Annotated in this window: 18 protein-coding genes; 4 read left to right on the forward strand and 14 right to left on the reverse strand. The window is 54.1% G+C overall.

Annotation, left to right across the window (positions count from 1 at the left end; genetic code table 11):
* Nucleotides 1-37: 37 nt before the first annotated feature.
* The 4 genes from ACFQ1Z_RS13145 to ACFQ1Z_RS13160 all read right to left on the reverse strand — a co-directional run bounded on the left by ACFQ1Z_RS13145 (nucleotide 38) and on the right by ACFQ1Z_RS13160 (nucleotide 3,444).
* Nucleotides 38-1,174 (reverse strand): catalase family protein, encoded by a 1,137-nt coding sequence (locus tag ACFQ1Z_RS13145; protein WP_379058384.1) that lies wholly within the window; start codon nucleotides 1,172-1,174, stop codon nucleotides 38-40.
* Nucleotides 1,175-1,352: 178 nt separating this feature from the next.
* Nucleotides 1,353-1,496 (reverse strand): hypothetical protein, encoded by a 144-nt coding sequence (locus ACFQ1Z_RS13150; protein ID WP_379058387.1) that lies wholly within the window; start codon nucleotides 1,494-1,496, stop codon nucleotides 1,353-1,355.
* 403 nt (nucleotides 1,497-1,899) lie between these two features.
* Nucleotides 1,900-2,526: an isochorismate family cysteine hydrolase YcaC gene (gene ycaC, locus ACFQ1Z_RS13155; protein WP_379058389.1), complete on the reverse strand. Its 627-nt coding sequence runs from the start codon at nucleotides 2,524-2,526 to the stop codon at nucleotides 1,900-1,902.
* 57 nt (nucleotides 2,527-2,583) lie between these two features.
* Nucleotides 2,584-3,444: a pirin family protein gene (locus ACFQ1Z_RS13160; protein WP_379058392.1), complete on the reverse strand. Its 861-nt coding sequence runs from the start codon at nucleotides 3,442-3,444 to the stop codon at nucleotides 2,584-2,586.
* Between the two features lie 113 nt (nucleotides 3,445-3,557).
* Between ACFQ1Z_RS13160 and ACFQ1Z_RS13165 the strand changes: the two genes are divergently transcribed.
* The 3 genes from ACFQ1Z_RS13165 (at nucleotide 3,558) to ACFQ1Z_RS13175 (ending at nucleotide 7,283) form a co-directional block, all read left to right on the forward strand.
* Nucleotides 3,558-4,454 carry a LysR family transcriptional regulator gene (locus ACFQ1Z_RS13165; protein WP_379058395.1) on the forward strand — a complete coding sequence of 299 codons (897 nt, stop codon included), beginning with the start codon at nucleotides 3,558-3,560 and terminating at the stop codon, nucleotides 4,452-4,454.
* Nucleotides 4,455-4,547: 93 nt separating this feature from the next.
* A complete protein-coding gene (locus tag ACFQ1Z_RS13170; protein WP_379058397.1) occupies nucleotides 4,548-5,123 on the forward strand; it encodes an antibiotic biosynthesis monooxygenase in 576 nt (191 codons plus the stop codon).
* Nucleotides 5,124-5,345: 222 nt separating this feature from the next.
* The gene (locus ACFQ1Z_RS13175; RefSeq protein ID WP_379058400.1) at nucleotides 5,346-7,283 is read left to right on the forward strand and encodes a putative bifunctional diguanylate cyclase/phosphodiesterase; all 1,938 of its coding nucleotides are present in this window, start codon (nucleotides 5,346-5,348) and stop codon (nucleotides 7,281-7,283) included.
* A gap of 80 nt (nucleotides 7,284-7,363) precedes the next feature.
* Here ACFQ1Z_RS13175 and recG read toward each other — a convergent pair whose 3' ends face one another.
* The 10 genes from recG to ACFQ1Z_RS13225 form a co-directional block, all read right to left on the reverse strand.
* Nucleotides 7,364-9,415, reverse strand: a complete 2,052-nt coding sequence (gene recG / locus ACFQ1Z_RS13180) for an ATP-dependent DNA helicase RecG (protein ID WP_379058403.1) — start codon at nucleotides 9,413-9,415, stop codon at nucleotides 7,364-7,366.
* Nucleotides 9,416-9,435: 20 nt separating this feature from the next.
* Nucleotides 9,436-11,652: a RelA/SpoT family protein gene (locus tag ACFQ1Z_RS13185; protein WP_379058406.1), complete on the reverse strand. Its 2,217-nt coding sequence runs from the start codon at nucleotides 11,650-11,652 to the stop codon at nucleotides 9,436-9,438.
* Between the two features lie 6 nt (nucleotides 11,653-11,658).
* The gene (gene rpoZ, locus ACFQ1Z_RS13190; protein WP_055830603.1) at nucleotides 11,659-11,874 is read right to left on the reverse strand and encodes a DNA-directed RNA polymerase subunit omega; all 216 of its coding nucleotides are present in this window, start codon (nucleotides 11,872-11,874) and stop codon (nucleotides 11,659-11,661) included.
* A 48-nt stretch (nucleotides 11,875-11,922) separates the two neighbouring features.
* On the reverse strand, nucleotides 11,923-12,534 hold the full coding sequence (gmk, locus tag ACFQ1Z_RS13195) for a guanylate kinase (protein WP_379058909.1): 612 nt from the start codon (nucleotides 12,532-12,534) through the stop codon (nucleotides 11,923-11,925).
* A complete protein-coding gene (locus ACFQ1Z_RS13200; RefSeq protein ID WP_379058409.1) occupies nucleotides 12,534-13,271 on the reverse strand; it encodes a peptidase in 738 nt (245 codons plus the stop codon). The genes gmk and ACFQ1Z_RS13200 overlap by 1 nt, the downstream gene beginning before the upstream one ends.
* 83 nt (nucleotides 13,272-13,354) lie before the next feature.
* Nucleotides 13,355-14,212, reverse strand: coding sequence for a transglutaminase family protein (locus ACFQ1Z_RS13205; RefSeq protein ID WP_379058411.1), 858 nt, complete (start codon nucleotides 14,210-14,212; stop codon nucleotides 13,355-13,357).
* 90 nt (nucleotides 14,213-14,302) lie between these two features.
* Nucleotides 14,303-15,247 (reverse strand): alpha-E domain-containing protein, encoded by a 945-nt coding sequence (locus ACFQ1Z_RS13210; RefSeq protein ID WP_379058414.1) that lies wholly within the window; start codon nucleotides 15,245-15,247, stop codon nucleotides 14,303-14,305.
* Complete coding sequence (locus tag ACFQ1Z_RS13215; RefSeq protein ID WP_379058416.1) at nucleotides 15,241-16,734, reverse strand: circularly permuted type 2 ATP-grasp protein; 1,494 nt, start codon at nucleotides 16,732-16,734, stop codon at nucleotides 15,241-15,243. The genes ACFQ1Z_RS13210 and ACFQ1Z_RS13215 overlap by 7 nt, the downstream gene beginning before the upstream one ends.
* Before the next feature lie 182 nt (nucleotides 16,735-16,916).
* On the reverse strand, nucleotides 16,917-17,435 hold the full coding sequence (locus ACFQ1Z_RS13220; protein ID WP_379058419.1) for a hypothetical protein: 519 nt from the start codon (nucleotides 17,433-17,435) through the stop codon (nucleotides 16,917-16,919).
* A gap of 107 nt (nucleotides 17,436-17,542) precedes the next feature.
* Nucleotides 17,543-18,436, reverse strand: a complete 894-nt coding sequence (locus tag ACFQ1Z_RS13225) for a YicC/YloC family endoribonuclease (protein WP_379058422.1) — start codon at nucleotides 18,434-18,436, stop codon at nucleotides 17,543-17,545.
* Nucleotides 18,437-18,706: 270 nt separating this feature from the next.
* On the opposite strand from ACFQ1Z_RS13225, the gene ACFQ1Z_RS13230 reads away from it, so the two are divergent.
* The gene (locus tag ACFQ1Z_RS13230; protein WP_379058425.1) at nucleotides 18,707-19,642 is read left to right on the forward strand and encodes a serine/threonine protein kinase; all 936 of its coding nucleotides are present in this window, start codon (nucleotides 18,707-18,709) and stop codon (nucleotides 19,640-19,642) included.
* The last annotated feature ends 16 nt before the right edge of the window (nucleotides 19,643-19,658 follow it).

Here is a 19,658-nt window from a genome sequence, read left to right on the forward strand (position 1 = left end):
CAAAACGGCGACTATTACAGTCGCCGTTTTTTATGCTTCAGCACAAATCATCTAAATCCCTGGGTTCGGCGATGATGTTGCTATCAGCCATGGCATTCGCATGTTTGGCCATTTCATAGGTGATCTTGCGCAAGCGCATGACAGAGCCCAGCGGCCGGTGCGATTTGATGCCATGCCAGGGCGAAAACATCATGCCACTATCCACTACTTTTGAGCGGTAGTGACTCCAGGCGATCTGCGGTTTGGCAGTGATCTTAGCCACCGCTAGATACGGCGATACATCTTCAGACCAAACCACAGAAGAATCTTCTATCGGCATTTTATCGATGTCGGTGCAAAGCTGAACGCGTAATTCCCACTCCGCCGTGTGCGTGATAAAAAAATCGACCACCGATTTTTTCAGGCTATCAGAAGCAAAACTGACGTCTATAGGTTTATTCGTCAGCGCGATCAGCGAAGGTGCCACTGGCACCAACGCGACTTTGGCCATGTAATTGCCATACAGGATAGGGTCCTGGCTGAAATAGGTCTCGCCCAGGATATTGGTCTCCGGCTGGCCTTCGTTATTCATCAGCCGTTCGCGGCCACCGCTGAGTGACTGTATCAGTTTGGAGGTCGCCTGCAGTATCTGCGCGAGAAACTGCTTGAATTCCGGCGTGTTATCGGTGTTGGCCAGCAGCTTGAGGTTGGAGAGGAATTGCTGGACGCTGGAAGACAAAAAGCTGGAGCCATTCACAAACAGGAAATTTTGCGTGGTCGCCTGTTCGCTGCCGCTCAGTCTTTCACCTTCTACGCCCAGTATCTTGATCGCCAGGCTGCGCGGGGTGCACAGCTTGTCATTAAGGATATCGCCAGGCACGGTAGAAAAACGCATCACCAGCGGCAGTTTTTTGGCACTGGCAAACATGCCCTGCGCGAATTGTGCCGGCAGGTTATCGTAGATCTCCATTTCGGCATAGATCAGCCCATGGCTGCGGGTATGTACGCTGCGCGTGGAATAGGCAGACTGGCGGTTAGTGGTTTCGGATATCTTGCGCAGGGTAGATTGCAGGTTGTCTTTGTGCCTGGATCTGCTCTGGTCCAGGCCCTCGTCGGCCAGGCCAGTTTCATCCAGTATCTCGTAGGCAGGCTGATATTCCAGCGGTGAAATGTCACTGCTCACAGTCGGTTGCATATAAACCCCCACTTCCTAAACGCAAGTGTGTTTAATCGCCAAACAAACTTGTTATTAACCTACTCAATAAAACATAAAAGTCATTCATCAGAAGGTTGTGCCTGGTGGCTGAGAGTACGGCTATGTTGTTGCTATAGTTAGAAGCCAACACATCCGGTACAACCTGACTTAAGACTGTTTAGTTTCGCCAGCGTTTTTTCTGTTTATTGACTATCCTGGCAGCCACTTCTTCTTCGCGGCCAACATAGCGGTGTTCTTTTTTGAATTCAGTTTTCAAGGCCTGGTATTCACGTTCACGCTTGGGGCTAGCTCCTCTAGGCATTTGAATACTCCTCAATCAGATTCAGGTGAGTGCAAACGGCAGCCGCTGAGGCTGCCGTGTGTCTTGTTGTGAGCATGAATGCGAGATTCATTTTCAAACGCGACCATTGCAGCTTACGCCTCAGATTGTAAATATTTAATAAGGATTTTTCTTAATGTTTTGTAGGAATTTCTTTATCGTTTTGGAGTGGTTATAGATGTCTTGCACGGGAATCAGGCGATATGCTCATTCATAGTGTTTTGTTTAAGGTCTTGTGGCGACGGTATTGACTACATAGACCTGGCAGGCAAGGGCCAGGTTCATGGATATATGCAGGCCGGCTAATGGCAAAAAAGACAAAAGGCCCGTAGGCCTTTTGCATGGTAATACAGTTGATCACTTGGCTTAGATTACTTGGCTTCAATTACTTGGCTTGCAGAGTATTGTAGGCAGTCATCAGGTTGCGGTAATCGGGGATATGGTTGGCACATAAGGCACCCAGGCCTTCAATATCGCGGCGCCAGTCGCGGTGCAGTTCGCAGGCAACGCCAAACCAGGTCATCATTTGCGCACCGGCGGCTTCCATGCGGCGCCAGGCGGCATCGCGGGTCAGTTCGTTAAAGGTGCCGGAGGCATCGCCGACCACAAACACTTCAAAGCCTTCTTCAATTGCAGACAGGGCAGGGAAAGCCACGCATACTTCGGTCACCACCCCGGCAATGATCAATTGCTTTTTGCCGGTGGCTTTGATCGCCTTGACGAAGTCTTCGTTATCCCAGGCGTTGATCTGGCCTGGGCGGGCGATATAAGGCGCATCCGGGAACAAGGCTTTCAACTCCGGCATCAGCGGGCCGTTGGGGCCGGTCTCAAAGCTGGTGGTGAGTATGGTAGGCAGATTGAAGAACTTGGCCGCATCCGCCAGCGCCAGTACGTTGTTCTTGAAACGGTCAGGTTCAATGTCACGTACCAGCGATAATAATCCGGCTTGGTGGTCGACCAGCAATACCACTGCATTGTCACGGTCCAGGCGTACATAAGGTTTGTTGTTCATGATAAATCCTCTCAAAAGTATGGTGTTGTTATAAAAAATCAAATAAAGCGTTAAGGGTCAGGCAGTAGCAAAACGGCCCAGGTTGTAGTCATTGATGGCCTGGTCTATCTCTTCCCAGCTGTTCATCACAAATGGGCCATGACCTACCACCGGTTCATTCAGTGGTTCACCGTTCAATAACAGCAATACGGTGTCCTGCTGCGCCTGCAATACCAGTTCGGTACCTTCGCGCTGCATCACCGCCAACTCGGAAGGGCGTATGGTATGCACGCTGCCGGTCTTCACTGCCCCTTTAAGCACAAAGATCGCAGTGGTGTGGCCTTCCGGCAAAGTGAATACAGTACGGGTGCCGGCATTCAGGCGCACGTCCCACACATTCATGGCACTGAAGGTGCTGGCCGGGCCAGTGTGACCAGCATAGTCACCGGCGATCAGACGTACCTGGCCTGCTTCATCAGGCAAAGCCACTTCGGGAATCTGCTCCTTGGTGATGCCCTGGTAGCCAGGCGGGGTCAGTTTGTGTTTGGCTGGCAAATTCACCCACAGCTGTATCATTTCAAACGGGCCGCCGGTTCTGGCATAGTCGTCACCATGATATTCCTCGTGGATGATGCCTTTGCCCGCCGTCATCCATTGCACTTCACCAGGGCCTATGGTGCCGCCGGCGTTGGTGGAATCGTGATGAGAAACCTGGCCGTCATAGACTATGGTCACGGTTTCAAAGCCACGGTGCGGGTGCTGACCTACGCCACGGCGTTGGTCTGTCGCTTCAAAACGTGCCGGGCCGGCATAATCCATCAGCAGGAAAGGTGACATTTCTTCAGCGATATCGCGGTATGAGAAAATGCTTTGCACCGGAAATCCATCGCCTACCCAGTGATTGCCATTGCTGCGTTTGATAAAAGCCAGTTTTTTCATGATGCGCTCCTTGTGTTTTCATGTCGTGTTGCGATGGTTCACACTATAAACACATGACTTTTAGTGCACTAGATGGTTAAATATGAAATTACTTTTCATTTAAATGAACAATCATGGACTTTAACGAAGCGGCGGTATTCGTCAGGGTGGTACAGGCCGGCAGCTTCAGTGCCGCGGCGCGCCAGCTAGGCTTGCCGACTTCAACCATCAGTACCCGCGTGGCCAGGCTCGAAAAGCGGCTGGGCGTGACCTTGTTGCAACGCACGACACGGCGCTTGCATTTAACCGAAAGTGGCAGCTTGTACTACGAGCAGGCAGCGCTAGGGCTGGGGTATCTGCTCGAAGCCGAAGCGGCACTGGATGCCGCCAGGCAACAGCCACAAGGCACATTGAAAGTCACCGCACCTGCTGACTTGGGCGATGCCTTGCTGGCAGGCCTGGTCAGGCGTGTGCAAACTGAATTTCCTGAGCTGGTGGTAGAGATGTTATTGACCGACCGCTACATCGACCTGATCGCAGAGGGCGTGGATGTGGCTATCCGTACCGGTCAGTTGCGTGATTCCAGCCTGATCGCCAAATCGCTGGGCACCATACAGTGGGCATTGTTTGCCAGCCCGCACTATCTGCAGCAGGCACCCGTACTGGCGGCGCCACAACATCTGCATGCCCACCCCTGCCTGCAGTTCACCCCCATGGGGCGTGAACATTGGCTGCTGAGTAATGGCAGTAGCGAGATCAGCGTGCCCATGAGTGGCCGCACGCTGGTCAACAGCATAGGCGTGGTCAAAGCCATGGCAGAGAACGGGCAGGGCGTGGCCCTGCTGCCTACCTTTATCTGCCAGCCGGCACAACGCAGCCAGCAGCTGCAGCGCGTATTGCCGGCCTGGCTGGGGCAGGCAGATAATGTGCACCTGGTTTACCCGCAGCAACGCTTTATGCCGCCAAAACTAAGGGCGTTTATAGATCTGGCGCTGGCGGAATTAAAACCACAGTTTAAAGAATCCCCTTAAAATAGCAGCCACACCAAAAAATAGCAGACCACAGCAGGGCGCAATATGCTTGCCTGGGTATGTAACCATAAACAGAACAGGACTACCACGAATATGAGCCAGCAACCTACATCCGGCCAGCTACCACATGGCGCCAGCGCAGTGATCACACACCGCGTCAATGCCACGCAGCAACCTGCTTATGAGCAGTGGTTGCAGGAGATAAGCAGCGCGTGCAAGGCGTCAGCAGGCATGCTCGATTGGCATATGATACGGCCCATCGCCGGTTATACCGATACCTATACGGTGGTGATACGCTATGACAGCGAACAACACCTGAAACAATGGATGGCTTCCGATATCCGCCAGCAACTGATAGACAAAGTAGAGAACCTGTTGAGTGAAAAAGACAGTTACCAGATTAAAAGCGGGCTGGATTTCTGGTTTGTGGCAGAACCCGGCAAGGTGTCGTTGCCGGTGCGCTGGAAACAGTTCTTGTTGACCTGGTCAGCGATTTTTCCGTTGGTGAGCGGCGTGTCGCTGTTGCTGATCCCGTTAATGGATAGGGCAGGCCTGCCGCAAAACCATCTGTTGCACACCCTTTTAATCACTGGCGTAGTGGTCGCGCTGATGGTTTATGTCGTGATGCCGCGCTATACCAAATTGGTGCGTCACTGGCTGCATAGTTGATTTTGCCGTTAAAAGCGGTGATTTTTTAGGCATTAGCAGCGTAATTATTTAAATAAGCGGTAAAACCGATTTAAGAATAGTGTTTTTCCCTGTAATTGGTGCACACTTTAGTTAAAGTGTGGATGTGTAACCACCGATGTATATTGCATAAATACAATAGCAGGGGGTACGGCGTTGAACACAGCGGCGGAATCAACAGCATTGCACGCAGAAATCGTGGAAATGCTATATGCAAATAATCATAGATCACTGATGGCGGCCATCGTGGTCATGGCCGCGCTTTTGTTAACGCAGCGCCATTTGATAGACCCCAGCATACTCAGCGTCTGGAGTGCTATTTTTCTGTGTGCATATGGCAGCCGTGCTTACTTCGCTTTTTCCTATCACAAAGATCAGCGCCGTGCCTTGCATAGCCGGCGCTGGTTGCAATGGTTCCGTTTCACGACCGGATTCTGCGGTTTAGCCTGGGGCCTGGCTGGTATCTTGCTTTTTCCCGCAGCCGACCCTGCCCATCAGGCGTTTCTGATCTTTGCCCTGGTCGGCGTTTCAGGTGCCGGTATCGTCATTTATTCGGTGGATAGTATCACCACCAACCTGTTCACCGGCGGCATCCTGGTGTTTATGATCCCGCGTTTTCTCAGCCATGGCAGCTCGGTCTCTATCGCACTGGCGGTGCTGTTCATCGTTTATGTGCTGTATGTGACGGTCGCCGGGCATGCACTGGCGAAAAGCCTGCGTGAAAATATCTCCCTGCGTATCGCTTCCAATCTGGATAACAAAAAAGTCCACCAGCTGGCCTATTATGATTTTTTGACCAACCTGCCGAATCGCCGCCTGCTGTCTGACCGCTTGCAGCAGGCATTTTCGCGTTGTGCGCGCAATCAATGCTATGGCGCGGTGTTATCGCTGGACCTGAATAATTTCAAGGGCCTGAATGACAGCAAGGGTCACCAGGCCGGGGATGAGTTATTGCAGCAGGTGGCGGCAAGGCTGCAGCAATGCCTGCGCAAAAAAGACACCATTGCGCGTATGGGCGGTGATGAGTTTATCGCCGTGCTCGATGAGCTTGGCCAGGACAAAAGTGAGGCGATCAAGTCTGCGCAGGTGGCGGCCGAGAAAATGATGGCGGTGTTTTCGCAGGCTTTCCAGTTGCAGCAAAGCAAATACCGCACTACGCCCAGCATAGGCATCTGCCTGTTTAAGGGCGATGATCACAGTGAGGCCGAGGTATTGAGGCGCGCCGATATTGCCATGTACCAGGCAAAAAAATCCGATAACCTGAATAGCATAGAGATGTACGATGAAGTGTTGCATCCGGCGGTGAAGACACGCGCCACGCTGGAAACCGACCTCGCCTTTGCTTTGCAGGGCCAGCAACTGTTGCTGTATTTTCAGGTGCAGGTGGATGAAACGCACCAGCCCATAGGCGCCGAAGTATTGCTACGCTGGCAGCACCCGGCTTTGGGCATGATCCCGCCCGACCAGTTTATCCCTATTGCTGAAGAAAGCGGCGAGATAGTGCCTATAGGGCAGTGGGTGTTGCAGCAGGCATGCGAGCAACTCAGGCACTGGGCCAGTGCGCCGTTGACGCGCAGCCTCATGCTTTCGGTCAATGTCAGTGCCGTGCAGTTCAACCAGCCGGACTTTGTACAAATGGTGACCGATACCGTGCTGCAAAGTGGTTGTGACCCGCGCTTGCTACGGCTTGAGCTGACCGAAAGCCTGATCGTGCGTAATGTGGATGAGATCATAGGCAAGATCCAGGCCCTGAAAGCGCTGGGCATGACTTTTTCGCTGGATGATTTTGGCACCGGCCAGTCTTCATTATCGGTGCTCAAGCGGTTGCCGCTGGATGAACTCAAAATCGATAAAAGCTTTATCAAGGATATCCTGCACAACACCTACGATACTTTTATTGTAGAAACCATTATCAAGATGGCGAAAAACCTGGGGCAGACTGTGATTGCAGAAGGGGTGGAGATGCAGCCGCAAAAGACCCTGCTGCAGACCATGGGTTGTCACAGGTTTCAGGGTTATCTGTTCAGCAAGCCGCTGCCGTTAGAGCAGTTTGAAAGCAGTTTGCAAACTGAAATGGCCATGCTACAACCAGGCAATGAGATTGCTGTGGGTGTAGCCGCCGCCAAGGCTGCCGGTCACTAACCCCTAATCTATAGCGCCTAGCCCCTAAACCCTTAGCCCTTACCCCTAAACCCTAAACCCTAAACCCTAAACCCTAAACCCTAAACCTTCACCAGCTCGTCGCCGTGGCTGAGCCAGCGTTGCAGGTGCGCCGCCACAGCCTGCGGTGTCTTGCTTAACAGCTCATCTGCCATCTGTTTGGCCTGTTGCAATAACGCTATATCGCGCTCGAGGTCGGCGATCTTCAGCATGGGCACACCGCTCTGGCGGGTGCCCAGCAATTCTCCCGGGCCGCGCAGCTGCAGGTCGGCCTGGGCAATATGAAAGCCATCATTGCTTTCGTAGATCACTTTCAATCTGGCACGGCCTATCTGTGAGCATTGCTGTTTGCTGTAAAGCAATATGCAGGTACTTTTTGCCGAGCCGCGACCGACGCGGCCGCGCAACTGGTGCAATTGGCTCAAACCCATACGCTCGGCGTGTTCTATCACCATCAGGCTGGCATTCGGCACGTCCACGCCAACTTCAATCACCGTGGTCGCTACCAGCAGCTGGGTCTGATTGGCGGCAAACGCCTGCATCACCGCCTGTTTTTCTGCCGGCTTCATGCGGCCATGCACCAGCCCTACTTGTAATTCGGGAAAAGCCTGCTGCATATAAGCATAGGTGTCGTTGGCGGTTTGCAGTTGCAGGGTTTCCGATTCTTCAATCAAGGGGCACACCCAGTAAGCCTGGTGGCCCTGGGCGCAGGCGTCGCGTACCCGTTGCAAGATCTCATCCCGGCGGTCATCTGCCACCAGCTTGGTCGCCACCGGCGTGCGCCCGGGCGGTAGCGCATCAATCACCGACACATCGAGGTCAGCGTAATAGCTCATAGACAGCGTACGCGGGATAGGCGTCGCTGACATCATGAGCTGGTGTGGTTCCAGGCTGCTGTGCTGGCCTTTTTTGCGCAATGCCAGCCGCTGGTGCACGCCAAAACGGTGTTGTTCATCGACGATGGCCAGTCCCAGTTGCTTGAACTGCACCTCTTCCTGGAATAAGGCATGCGTGCCTATGGCGAGGATAGCTTCACCACTGGCGATACGTGCCAGCGACTGCTCACGCGTTTTCTTGTTCTGGCTGCCAGTGAGCCAGGCGATCTCTATGTCCAAAGGCTGTAGCCAGCCGCAGAGTTTTTTGTAATGCTGTTCTGCCAGGATCTCGGTCGGTGCCATGATAGCCACTTGCCAGCCCTGTTCTATCATTTGCAAGGCGGCCAGGCAGGCGACTATGGTCTTGCCACTGCCCACGTCGCCCAGCAACAGGCGCTGCATGGGGTGTGGCTGCGCCAGGTCATGGCTGATCTCGGCGACCACTTTCTGCTGCGCCATGGTCAGGGCGAATGGCAGGCTGGCCAGCAGTTGCGATACCAGCTGCCTGGATGGCGGCGCTGCCGGTGCTCTGCCTTGCTTGCGCCGCGCATAGTGCTGGCGCATGGATAATTGCTGTGCCAGCAATTCGTCATAGGCCAACCGTTGCCAGGCCGGATGGCTGTGGTTTTCAAGGGTGGCTAAAGCGATCTCAGGGCTGGGCTGGTGCAGTAGCCGCAGGCTGCTGGCAAAGTCGGGCAGCTGCAGCGGGCCATACACCCAGTCTGGCAGTGTTTCCTGCAAGTGCTCGTCGGTCAATACCAGGTTGACCGCCTTCCTGATGGTGTTCTGGCTCAGTCCGGCGGTGGTCGGGTATACCGGCGTCAGTGCGGTGTTGACCGGGGTGTCTTCCTTGACCTTACGTTGTTGCGGATGCACCATTTCATAACCGAAAAAGCCGGGGCGCACCTCGCCAAATGCGCGTATGCGCGTGCCGACCTGCAAGGCGGCGATCTGGCTGGGGTAAAAGTGGATAAAGCGTAAATTGATGATGCCGGAGTCGTCCTGCACCCGCACATTGAGCATTTTGCGTGGCTTGTAACTGACTTCGTTATGCACCACCTCGCCTTCGATCTGGGCTTGTTCGCCCAGCCGCAGGTCGCGTATGGCGGTGACATGCGTTTCGTCCAGATAGCGTAGCGGCAGATGCAGCAACAATGCCTGCGGTGTGTGTATGCCCAGTTTGGCCAGCTGGCTGCACACGGCAGGGGTGTAACCACGGATCTCGCTCAAGGAAGGCATGCTGGCCAGTCACCCGCCGTTTACTGGATACGTTGTTCCAGCTGGTTGCCCTTGACCCGGTTGATACGCACGACTTGCTGTATCTTGCGCAGGTTGCGGATCAGGGTCGCCAGATGCACGCGGTTATGCACCTGCACGGTGAAGTTCACATTAGAGTACTGGCTGCCATCACTGGATTCGACGCTGACGTTATCAATGTTGGCATCTGCATTGGCAATGGTGGCTGCGATCTTGGCCAGCATGCCGCGTTCATCCACCACCGAGATACGCAGGTTGACGCTGAACAGTTTTTTCGGGTCGGCATCCCATTCCACATCCAGCCACTTTTCCGGGTCTAGCTTGAATTTGCGTATGGCCTGGCAATCATGGGTATGAATGACCAGCCCTTTGTCCTTGTTGATAAAGCCCAGGATAGGGTCGCCAGGAATAGGGCGGCAGCACGGCGCAAATTGCACCGCCATGCCTTCTGAACCGCGTATGGTGATGGTGTCCAGCGTCTTGCCGGTTTTGTCTTCGGTGTCGGCCGGATGCGCCAGCAGCTGGTGCGCCACCATCAGGCTGTTGCGTTTGCCCAGGCCGATATCGGTGAGTATGATCTGCCGGGTCTTGGCACCATAGTCATTCATGACTTTTTGCCACTGCTTGTCAGAAATATCACCAGGCTGGATATGCATGGCGCGCAGGGCCACATTGAGCATACGCTCGCCCAGCTGCGCTGATTCTTCCACCTTGACCGTTTTCAGGTAATGGCGGATATGTGAACGCGCCTTGCCGGTGACTACATAATTCAGCCAGGCCGGGTTAGGCTTGGCCAGCGGCGCTGTGATGATCTCTACATGGTCGCCATTACGCATCTCGGTGCGCAATGGCGCCAGCTCGTTATTGATCTTGACTGCGACACAACTGTTACCTACATCCGAGTGCACCGCATAGGCAAAATCCACTGCGGTAGAACCGCGTGGTAAAGCCATAATGTTGCCTTTAGGCGTGAAAATGTAGACTTCGTCGGGGAAAAGGTCGACTTTGAAGTTTTCCAGGAACTCATGACTGTCGTCACTCTCGGTCTGGATCTCCACCAGGCGTTGCAACCACTGATGGGTCTGCTGTTGCAGTTTGGTCAGGTGCGCGTCTGTGGTTTTGTACAGCCAGTGCGCCGCCACGCCGGCATCGGCGATATTGTGCATCTCCTGGCTGCGTATCTGCACTTCTATAGGCGTGCCAAACGGGCCGAACAGCGTGGTGTGCAAAGACTGATAGCCATTGGCTTTGGGGATAGCGATATAGTCTTTGAAGCGGCCGGGGATAGGCTTGTATAAAGCGTGCAATGCACCCAGTGCCAGATAGCAAGCGGCAGTATCTTTGACAATGACGCGAAAACCGTAAATGTCGCCAATTTGCGACAATTTCATCGATTTTTCGCTCATTTTCTTATAAATGCTGTAAAGGTGCTTTTCTCTGCCCTGTACGTCAAATTCAAGATGGTAATGCGTTAGCTGGTTCTGTATCGCTTCCAGTATCTTGCTGATGACTTCCTTGCGGTTGCCGCGCGCGGTGCGTATGGCTTTATCGATCACCCGATAGCGATTGGGGTAGAGATACTTCAGGCTCAGGTCTTCCAGCTCGTGGAAGATAGGGTTGAGCCCCAGCCGGTTGGCGATAGGCGCATAGATATCCAGCGTTTCTCGCGCGATGCGTTTTTGCTTTTCCGGACGCATGGCGTCCATGGTCTGCATGTTGTGCAGGCGGTCGGCCAGTTTGACCAGGATCACACGTACATCCTGGCTCATGGCCAACAGCATTTTGCGGAAGTTTTCTGCCTGGGCCTGGGTGGCCGTTTGCAGCTCGACTTTGTCCAGTTTGGTCAGGCCATCGACCAGGTCGGCCACTTGCTTGCCAAATTTTTCGGCGATCTCGGCGCTGTTGACTTCGGTGTCTTCCACCACGTCATGCAATAAGGCAGCCAGCAGGGTGGGCAGATCCAGATGCAGCCTGGCCAGTATGCAGGCGACAGAGATAGGGTGGGTGATGTACGGTTCGCCGGTCTTGCGCGTTTGGCCGGCGTGGGCCTGCTCAGCGTACCTATACGCCTGCCAGACCAGTTGTACTTCTTCGTCGTTTAGATATTTGCGGATCAGCTGCGTGAGGGGCGAATCCTCACGGTCAGCTGGGAGTAAGTCTGCTTCTTCTAGCGGTGATTTAGACTTACGATAGGCATGGTCACCTTGGGTGTGCGGCATGAATGCTTAAGCCTGGCCTTTTTTTTCCAGTAATTCAACACCGATCTTACCGGCTGCGATCTCGCGCAGGGCGATCACGGTTGGTTTGTCTTTTTGTGCATAACCTGCCACCAGCGGGTCAGAGCCGTTAGCGATCTGTCTGGCGCGGTAAGCAGCCACCAGGGTTAATTGAAAACGATTTGGGATGTTGTCCAAGCAATCATCGACGGTAATACGAGCCATAAAAAACCTTTATATTGAATCACAGATCAGCGGCGGATTGCGCTGGCTTCAGGTGAGTAATTGAATCAGTGACGCGTGGCAGGCAACCTGGCGGTCAAGCTGCAAGCGCTTGGCACGCACGATAGCCATTAAATCCTGTAGCGCCACGTCAAAATTGTCATTAATTGTAACATAATCAAACTCATGCACGTGACGCATCTCCTCACGCGCCGCTGCCAGGCGGCGTGCGATCACCGCCTCGCTATCCTGGCCGCGGCTGTTGAGCCGGTGTGACAGCGCCTCTATAGAAGGCGGCAGGATAAAGATAGAAGTCGCTTGCGGAAACAGTCTGCGTATCTGCTGGGCGCCTTGCCAGTCGATTTCCAGGATCACATCGCGGCCTTCAGCCAGGGCGTTTTCGACTTCGCTTTGCGCGGTGCCATAGCGCGCACTGTGCACATGGGCACTTTCCAGAAAACCGCCACGGTCCAGGATCTCCAGAAATGTGCTTTCAGGCACAAAATGGTAATGAATGCCGTCTTCTTCGCCGGGTCTGGGGTCGCGCGTAGTGTGCGAAACCGATAGTTTGAGTAAGGGGTCTTGCGCCAGCATGGCGCGCACCAGGCTGGTTTTGCCGGCGCCGGAGGCAGCAGAGATCACAAATAAATGGCCATGGCTCATCATGCACCCCATTCTGGATTAGGCAGCGATGAAAACACTGTTTTCAGGCCTTCGCCCCAGCCTTTGTGTACGCTGGCGTAATACGGGTCGCGTTCGGTCAGGCGCTGGCGGCAATCCGCAGTCAGCGCGTCAGTGCGGTAAATCATTAAATCTATAGGCATGGCGACAGAAATATTGCTGCGTATGGTGGAATCGAATGAGATCAGCACGCATTTGACGGCTTCCATCATATCGGTCTGGTAGTTGATCACGCGGTCTATGATAGGTTTGCCGTATTTGGTTTCACCTATCTGCAGGTAGGGCGTGTCTGCAGTGGCTTCAATAAAATTGCCCGCCGCATAGACATTGAACAAACGCGGTTTCTCGCCCTTGATCTGCCCGGCCACCAGTATGCTGGCAGTGAAGTCTATGCCATGTTCCTTGAGTGAATCGCCGTCTCTATGGTAAATGCTGCGCATGGCGGCACCTACCGCGGTGGCGGCTTCAAACATGGAGTGCACGCTGTTGAGGTTGGCGGTGCCTGGCTCGGGTTCTTTGATCTGTTCACGCAGCAGATTGACCACCGATTGCGTGATCGCCAGATTGCCTGCGGTGAGCAGCACGATGACGCGCTCGCCAGGCTGGTCGAATACATGCGTTTTCGGGGCGATGGCTACCTGGTCAACACCCGCATTAGTACGTGTGTCAGACGCAAGCACCAGCCCTTGTTCCAGCAGGATGCCTACACAATATGTCATAACGGTATGGAAGAAACAGCGGAGTCGCTAAAGTGACATGATAGCACGGGCCGTCAGCACCACTCCACTGCCACAGCTGCGGTTTATTGCTGCGCGCTGACCGCCTGATGATACAGCTGTTCATGATGGCGCTGACGCTGTTCATGCGTCAGCGCTGTCTGGTTGACGCTGACTGCGCTGGCCATGCCTTCCAGGCCGCCGCCTATGCGGGTGCCAGTCACCGGGCTGGCACTGTGGTAATCCAGGCCTACCGCCAGCCGCACATGGCGCTCGTCAGTCAAACAGCCATTCGAGACATCCAGCCCCAGCCACTGCTGACCCTGCCAGACCTCTACCCAGGCATGGGTCTGCATCAGGCTGCCATCTGCGGTAAACAGATAACCGCTGACATAGCGCGCAGGTAACCCTAAGCTGCGGCAACAGCCGATAAAGGCATGTGCATGGTCCTGGCAGACACCTTTGCCCAGCCGGAAAGCTTCAGCCGCCGGTGTATGCACCTGGGTCGCGCCTTTGAGATAATCCATTTTGTCGCGTAAGGCATGCATCATGTCTGTCAGCGCGACCTTGGATAACTTGCTGGATAACTGGCCGGCGAACTGGCTGGCAAATGCTGTCATAGCGGCATCTGCCTGTGTCAGTAGTGATTCACGCAGATACAGTGCCAGCGGCAATCCTGGCGCACCGGGCTGGTTGGCAACGCCGGTTTCTACTTCGCCTGCCACCGAGATCAGCAGTTCATGATGCGGCTGGTCTATCACCAGCGTGTGTGTGAGGTTGCCGTAGGTGTCTTCAAACGCGTGGCACTGGCCGTTGACCTTGATCTGCCAGTGTCTCACCTGCTGGCCCATGCCGTCGCGCGGCGTCAGGCGCAGCTGCTGTATGCTGTATTGCGCCGCTGCGCTATAAATATATTGCGTGTGGTGCTCTATATTCAGCAGCATTGGGCTGGCTCAGCCTAAGTCCGTTTTTACAGTGAAAAACGCGGGCATATGCTTGATCACAGCTTTTTTGATCACAGCTTGTCAGTGCGGTCAGGTCGTTGCGCTTAAAAAGTTGCGCTGTATCTCTTCGCCCAGTTTGCGGTTGGCCAGGATGAATTCGTCCAGAAAATGGTGCACCCCTTCCTTGACGATATCCAGCATGCGGCCGTAATGCAGCCTGGCATGCATTTGCCCGGCCAGGCGCTCGGCTTCGGTCTGCCGGCTACCGGCCACCTGGCGCAAGATAGGCATGATCTCGGCATAGCAGGCGTGCAGTGAGCGCGGCATATCTTCGCGCAATATCAGCAACTCTGACACCTTGGTCGGCTCTATCGCGTCGCGGTAGACTTTCTGGTAAGCCTGGAAGGCAGCCACAGAACGCAGCACTGCGCTCCATTCGTAGTAATCCACTGCGCCTTCATTGGCTTCCTGCATGGGGATCAGAAACTCGTATTTCACATCCAGCAGGCGTGCGGTGTTGTCGGCACGTTCCATAAACGTGCCCAGCCGCACAAAGCTGAAAGCCTCGTCACGCAGCATGGTGCCAAAACACACGCCGCGGAACAGGTGCGAACGGCTTTTCACCCATTCGCAGAATTCGTTCAGGCCAGACTGGGTCAGGTCCTGCTTGATATACTGGCCAAACTCCAGCCATAAGGTGTTCATGTTTTCCCAGGTTTCCACCGTCATGGCTACGCGCACCGCGCGTGCATTCTCCCTGGCGCTGCGCAACGAGCTGTAAATGCTGGACGGGTTCTGGCTATCCATCACCAGGTGCTGTATCACATGCGTGGCACTGATCTCCTGGTAGGTGGCATCGTAAATATCGCGTACCCCGGCGATCTCGAGCACGGTGTCCCACAACTCCTGTTCGTTACTGGCATCGGTGGGCAGCAGCGACATGCTGTAAGTCACCTCCAGCACGCGCGCCACGTTTTCGGCACGCTCTATGTAGCGGGCCATCCAATATAAATGATCTGCGGTTCTGCTTAACATATCACGGCCTCCTGGCGTTGGAGTTGAGCAGCCATTTGCGACTGCGATTGAGCTATACAGATATCATCGCGTTCCAGCACCCAGGTGTCCTTGGTGCCGCCGCCTTGAGACGAATTGACCACCAGCGAGCCTTCCTTGAGTGCCACGCGCGATAATCCGCCCGGCACTACGCTGACGGTTTTGCCGGAAAGTACGAATGGGCGCAGGTCTACATGGCGCGGTGCGATGCCCTGGTCGACCAGCGTCGGGCAGGTAGAAAGCGCCAGCGTGGGCTGCGCAATATAATTGGCCGGCCGCGAAACGATGCGTAACCTGAATTCTTCTATCTCCTGTTTGCTGGCGGTGGGGCCGACCAGCATGCCGTAACCGCCTGAGCCTTGCACTTCCTTGACCACCAGCTCGGGCAGATGATCCAGCACATAGGCCAGATCATCTTCCTTGCTGAGTTGATACGTGGGCACGTTCTGCAGGATGGGAGACTCACCCAGGTAGAACTTGATCATCTCCGGCACATAAATATAGGTTGCCTTGTCATCAGCGACGCCGGTGCCCACGGCGTTGGCCAATGTGACGCCACCATTGCGGTAGACGGAGAGTAGACCCGGCACGCCCAACATGGAATCAGGCTTGAATACCAGGGGGTCTATGTAATCGTCGTCGATGCGGCGGTAAATCACGTCCACCCTTTGCGGGCCTTGCGTGGTGCGCATATAGACGGCGTTATTGCGGACAAACAGATCCTGGCCTTCCACCAACTCTATGCCCATTTGCTGGGCGAGGAAGGCATGTTCAAAGTAGGCACTGTTATAAGCACCTGGAGAAAGCAGTACCACGGTAGGGTCGGTGACCCCGGTCTGGGCGACAGAGCGCAGGTTGTTGAGCAGCACATGCGGATAATGTTCTACCGGCGCGATCGGATATTTCTTGAACAGGTCAGGAAACAGCCGCATCATCATTTTGCGGTCTTCCAGCATGTAAGAAACGCCAGACGGCGTGCGCAGATTATCTTCCAGCACATAGAACTGCGATTCGCTGGTGCGCACCAGGTCTATGCCGGCTACGTGGGCGTAAATCTGGTTAGGCACATCCACGCCCACCATTTCCGGCCGATATTGCGCATTGGTCAGAATGCTGTGCGGCACCAGGCCTGCCTTGATGATCTCCTGATCGTGGTAAATATCATGTAGGAACATATTCAGCGCACGCACCCGTTGCACCGCACCCTTGGACAGATGCGCCCATTCACTGGCAGAAATCATGCGCGGGATCACGTCGAACGGGATCAGGCGTTCGGCGCCGTCTTCCTCACCGTAAACGTTGAAAGTGATACCCACGCGGCGGAACAATACCTCGGCTTCAGCACGTTTGGCCGCCAATTGCTGGGTGGGTACATCAGCCAGCCAGCGGTCATACGCCAGATAGATACCACGTACATCGCCCCCATACCCCTGCATCTCATCAAAAAACTGTTTGGCCGTTTGCGTCATGGTCCTTGACCTTTGCGTCGCTTATAGAAATCAATTACATAAGAGCAAGCCGTGTGCCAGAGACCAATTGTGATTTAAATCAGTAGCTTATATAAATCCCGTTGAGCTTTAAATGCAAAACGCACCATAAAGGTGCGTTTGTTTATGCCGACTTTGGTGCAAACCAAGGTCTGTCAGTTTGCTTACTTGTAACTAAAGCTTTGCTCGAATTGCTCAAGCAGCTGTAGATCGGCCGGTTTTGGGTTGGAAACCGCCACATGCAGATTCGCCCACCTTAGCCGGTAGGCAAACAGATAGTAAACATGTTTTTGCCTGATGGCGGCGTCCTGGAAAGTGTTTTCAAAGTCATAGCTGAGCTTGCAGTAGCGGCTGTTGCAACTTTTTGCCACCGTGGCCTGCTTGATCAGCGGGTCTTTGCTGGCCTTGGGCCAAAAGCAGTTCAGCACATCTTCGTGCGACTCGCCGCCGTTGCAGCCGGGGGTATCTACATGCAGGGTGACCGCAAAGTTATTGGCATTGGCAGAATACATATAGTGGTCATTGGAGTCTGCCTCCCTGACCGGCCTCAGCGCAGGCGCATCAAACTTGATCCCCCAGTCCTGGTCAGGTATAGCCAGGGTGGTGATCTCAGCGAAGGAAGGCAGTGGTAGCAGGCTGGCGAAGGCCAGTAAACAACAAAACACATAGCGGAACAGATGCATGGTCCAGGCCCTGTGAGAGGATTGAGGTAACCTGACTATAGCACCATGCCTGCCATAAACCGCCGATTCACGCGCGTGAGGCCCGCAGATTTTGTGCCACTGTGGCGTTATTCAATATTCTGGATCTGTTCGCGCATCTGTTCTATCAGCACTTTCAGCTGCATGGAGACCTGGGTAGTTTCTATCGCCACTGATTTTGAGCCCAGCGTATTGGCTTCGCGATTCATTTCCTGCATCAGGAAATCCAGTTTTTTACCTACCGGGCCGCCCGCGGTCAGGATACGATCCATTTCAGTGATATGTGAGTTCAGGCGCGCCAGCTCTTCATCGACATCGGTACGCTGTGCATAAAGCACGATCTCCTGACGCACACGGTCATCATCGGCCTGCATGGCTTCGCGCAGTTTTGCGGTCAGTTTTTCCTGATATTGCTGTATCACCTGTGGCAGCAGTGGTTTGACGATGGCGATCTGCTCACGCACGCCTTGCAGGCGGTCCAGCAACACCTGCTTGAGTTTTTCACCTTCGCGCTGACGCGCTGCGATCAGCTCATCTATAGTCTGTGCCAGCCCGCTCTGCACACTGTGCCCCAGAGTCTCGCTATCCACTGCCTCGCTCTGCAACACGCCCGGCAGCTTGAGTATGTCCACCAGATTCACCGGCTGTGCTTCAGGAAAGTGCTGGTGCAGGTCTTGCAGGGTCTGCGCGATCTGCGTGACCATGGCCGGGTTCAATGCCAGTTTGTTGCTGCTGGCCGTATCGCTCTTCAGGCTCAGCCTGCACTCGACCTTGCCGCGGCCCAGCTTGCTTTGCAGCTGTTCACGCACTTGCGCTTCAAACTGGCGCAGGCTATCTTCGATTTTAACGTTGAGTTCCAGGTAGCGGTGGTTGACTGCGCGCAGTTCTATCAGCAGCAGGCCAGTCGCAAAGCGGGTCTCGCTGTTGGCAAAGCCGGTCATGCTCAGGATAGCTTGCTTTGGGGGATTGTTTTTTGTGCTCATGTTTTTCTTACCTTGCTTCTATGGGGCTTGCGGGTCTTAGGTTTGCATGTCCGAGGTTTGCATGTCCAGGCTAAGCGAATGATTGTATCAAATGCAGTATCGATATGCGAAAATAGCGTTATAACAAGTAAACACAGTTTAAGAGATTTTGCATAAGTCGTTAAGCGCGATAAAGAGGAGGGTAGCTTTACCCGCATAAATGCTTATCCCTTATCTCTTAATTTTGCTGTTTTCCTCAATTAAAGCCATGATCAGTACGTTATAAGTTTAGTGAAGCTCGCCAATAAAATAGATATCGCCCTGCCTGTGGGCACCGAACTGCATGACTACACCATTACGCGGGTGCTCAGTCTGGGGGGGTTCAGCTTCGTCTATCTGGCGCAGGACAAACAGAAAAATACCGTCGCTATCAAGGAGTATATGCCGGTCACGCTGGCCAAGCGTGATGGCCAGACGCATATCCGTTCTAATGGCAAAAACGAAGCCGCCTACAAACATGGCATGAAATGCTTTTTTGAAGAAGGCCTGGCGCTGGCAAATATAGAGCACAAGAATATCGTGCGCGTGAAAAACTTCTTCCGTGCCAATAACACAGTTTATATGGTCATGAAATACGAGCGTGGCAAATCGCTGCAGGATTACATCATGGCCATGTCGCAACCGGTGCCAGAAAATTTCATGATACGCATGTTTGTCGAGCTGCTGAATGGCCTGCGCGAAGTGCATACACGCAAGTTGCTGCACCTGGATATCAAGCCAGCCAATATTTATATCCGCCTGGATGGTTCGCCGGTGCTGCTGGACTTCGGATCGGCGCGCCAGGCTTTGTCCGAGGTGACGCTGGCGCCAACCTACACCCCGGGCTTCGCACCGCCGGAACAGTATATAGACCGCAAGCACCTGGGGCCATGGAGTGATATTTACAGCATAGGGGCCAGCATGTATGCCTGTCTGCAGCGCTCGTCACCGCTGGCTGCCAATATACGCCTGAATGAAGATACCCTGGTGCCGGCAGTAGAGCTCGGCAAGCAGGTCTATTCAGAAAAACTGCTGTCTATCATTGATGACTGTATGCAGATCGATTACCTGTTGCGGCCACAAAGTGTGTTCTCTTTACAGAAAAAAATGATAGAAGTGCACGTGGCAGATGACGCGCGTGGCTCGCTGGTTGATAAAATTATTAAAGTGCTCACCAAACCACTATGAAACATTTGCCTAAAGT

It is taken from the genome of Methylophilus luteus (genome assembly GCF_042676265.1).
GTDB lineage: Bacteria > Pseudomonadota > Gammaproteobacteria > Burkholderiales > Methylophilaceae > Methylophilus > Methylophilus luteus.